Raw genomic sequence first — 2,424 nt, 5'->3', positions numbered from 1 at the left:
GCCGGCCGAACGCCGCCGCTTCGCGAACGGCGGCGAGGTCGGCACGATCTGCCGCGACTTCTGCTTCAACGGCAACCTGATCATGCGCGCGACCGGCGACCGGATGCTGCTGTCGCCGCCGCTCGTGATTTCGCGTCAGGAAATCGATGAACTCGTATCGAAGGCGAAGAAGGCCGTCGATGCGACCGCCCAGCAACTGGGCCTTTCGTAACGACTTTGCCTACAGGCGTGCGGCGGGTGCCGCGCGCCGCCATAACCCAGGGGAATTCCACCATGCGTGCCTGCTTTCTTCGCCAAGCCTGTTCCATCGCGGCCCTTGCCGCGGTGGCCGCGTTCACGTCGGTCGCCAGCCCGTCGGCGCATGCCGACGAGCTGAACGTCTACAACTGGTCCGACTACATCGCACCCGACACGATCCCGAACTTCCAGAAGCAGACGGGCATCCACGTCAAGTACGACAACTACGACAGCGACGACACGCTGCAGGCGAAGCTGCTGGCGGGCAGCTCGGGCTACGACATCGTCGTGCCGACCTCGAACTACATGGCCAAGCAGATCCAGGCCGGCGTGTACCAGAAGCTCGACAAGTCGAAGATCCCGAACCTCGCGAACCTCGACCCGCTGCTGATGAAGATGATCTCGGACGCCGATCCGGGCAACCAGTACGGCGTTCCCTGGGCCTACGGCACCGACGGCATCGGCTACAACGCGCAGGCGGTGAAGAAGGCGCTCGGCGACAAGGCGCCCGTCGACAGCTGGGCGCTGGTGTTCGACCCGACCAACATGGAAAAGCTGAAGAGCTGCGGCGTGTCGTTCCTCGACCAGGCCGTCGACGTGTTCGCGGCCACGCTGCAGTACATGGGCAAGGATCCGAACAGCAAGAACCCCGGCGACTACCAGGCTGCGTTCGAAGTCCTGAAGAAAGTCCGCCCGTACATCACCCAGTTCAACTCGTCCGGCTACATCAACGACCTCGCGAACAACGACGTGTGCGTCGTGCTCGGCTGGTCGGGCGACGTCGGCATCGCGCACCGCCGCTCGTCGGAGGCGAAGCGCCCGTACGACATCAAGTTCTCGAACCCGAAGGAAGGCGGCCTGCTGTGGTTCGACGTGATGGTGATCCCGAAGGATGCACCGCACCCCGAGGCCGCACTGAAGTGGATCAACTACGTGTCCGACCCGAAGGTCAACGCGGCGATCACCAACACGGTGTTCTACCCGACCGCGAACAAGGCCGCGCACCCGTTCGTCACGCCGGCCGTCGCGCAGGATCCGACCGTCTATCCGCCCGAGGACGTGCTGAAGAAGATGGTGCTGATGAAGCCGATGCCGGCCGACATCCTGCGCCTCGAGAACCGTCTGTGGGCGCAGCTGAAGACGGGCCACTGATCACGAACCATCACGGCGGCGCAGGCATCGGCTGAACGCCTGCCCGCCAGAGATCCGCGGACGCTTCGTCCGCCCGCGCGCACCGCGCGCTGTTCCATCCGGCACGAGCCGTTGTCCGCGAGTCGCGTTGTACGCCTCGCGCGGGGACGCTCACGCCTGCAATCCGTGAAGAACGAATGGTGACTCCCATGCAATCGATACCCTCTTCCGCTGCCGCACGCCACACCCAACCGGCCGCCGCGGCCCGCACGAAGAACGACGCGTTCGTGCGCATCGAAAACGTCGTGAAGAAGTTCGGCGACAGCACGGCCGTCGACAACGTGAACCTGACGATCGCGAAGAACGAGCTGTTCGCGCTGCTCGGCAGCTCCGGCTGCGGCAAGTCGACGCTGTTACGCATGCTCGCCGGGCTCGAGACGGCGACCTCCGGCAAGATCTTCGTCGACGGCGAGGACCTCGCGTCGCTGCCGCCGTACCGCCGCCCGGTCAACATGATGTTCCAGTCGTATGCGCTGTTCCCGCACATGTCGGTCGAATCGAACGTCGCGTTCGGGCTGAAGCAGGAAGGCACGCCGAAAAACGAGATCAAGGAACGCGTGGCCGACGCGCTCGCGCTGGTGCAGATGAGCAAGTACGCGAAGCGCAAGCCGCACCAGCTGTCCGGCGGCCAGCAGCAGCGCGTCGCGCTCGCGCGTTCGCTGGTGAAGCGCCCGAAGCTGCTGCTGCTCGACGAGCCGATGTCCGCGCTCGACAAGAAGATCCGCCAGAAGACCCAGCTCGAACTCGTGAACATCATCGAGAAGGTCGACGTGACCTGCGTGATGGTCACGCACGACCAGGAAGAGGCGATGACGATGGCAAGCCGCCTCGCGGTGATGAGCGAAGGCAGGATCGTGCAGATCGGCACGCCGGGCGAAGTGTACGAATACCCGAACAGCCGCTTCTCGGCCGAGTTTATCGGCTCGACGAACCTGTTCGAAGGCCGCGTGGTCGAGGACGAACCCGATCACATCTTCGTCGAAAGCGACGACCTCG

General features: G+C 64.6%; 2 protein-coding genes and 1 pseudogene. All 3 read left to right on the top strand.

What is annotated here, in order from left to right; genetic code table 11:
- Positions 1 to 211, top strand: a pseudogene (locus tag PL79_RS13110) (aspartate aminotransferase family protein); the annotation flags it as partial.
- A gap of 62 nt (positions 212 to 273) precedes the next feature.
- Complete coding sequence (locus tag PL79_RS13105; protein ID WP_044849099.1) at positions 274 to 1,389, top strand: polyamine ABC transporter substrate-binding protein; 1,116 nt, start codon at positions 274 to 276, stop codon at positions 1,387 to 1,389.
- Positions 1,390 to 1,577: 188 nt separating this feature from the next.
- The coding region (locus tag PL79_RS13100) for an ABC transporter ATP-binding protein (RefSeq protein ID WP_135801051.1) at positions 1,578 to 2,424 on the top strand (847 nt) is incomplete at its 3' end.

Source organism: Burkholderia sp. USMB20 (assembly GCF_000949135.2).
Taxonomy (GTDB): domain Bacteria; phylum Pseudomonadota; class Gammaproteobacteria; order Burkholderiales; family Burkholderiaceae; genus Burkholderia.
This window is presented reverse-complemented; position numbering and strand designations above follow the sequence as displayed.

Bases quoted from the DNA above. Each gene is read 5' to 3' on its own strand.
- PL79_RS13105 (WP_044849099.1), top strand. From the start codon at position 274: ATGCGTGCCTGCTTTCTTCGCCAAGCCTGTTCCATCGCGGCCCTTGCC.